Genomic DNA, 228 nt, shown 5'->3' on the forward strand with positions numbered 1-228 from the left:
TACCATCGGCGCTGAGCGGTTTCACTGCTGAGTTCGGCAAGGGATCAGGTGGTTCCCGCACGCTATGGTCGTCAGGCGAAAAACGGTGAATCATGCTGAGCGGGTTGAGACGTCTCGTCGTATCCGGCTGTCGGTCGTCATCCACAGACCGCTTGGGTGTTATATGGTCAAGCCTCACGGGCCATTAGTACCGGTTAGCTCAACGCCTTGCAGCGCTTCCACACCCGG

1 rRNA gene is annotated in these 228 nt (G+C 58.3%); it reads right to left on the reverse strand.

The window, feature by feature from the left end:
• Window positions 1-76: ribosomal RNA gene (rrf, locus tag HALO32_RS17810) — 5S ribosomal RNA — on the reverse strand; the annotation flags it as partial.
• Window positions 77-228: the final 152 nt, after the last annotated feature.

Origin of the sequence: Halomonas lysinitropha (assembly GCF_902500215.1) — a bacterium.
GTDB classification, from domain to species: Bacteria; Pseudomonadota; Gammaproteobacteria; order Pseudomonadales; family Halomonadaceae; genus Halomonas; species Halomonas lysinitropha.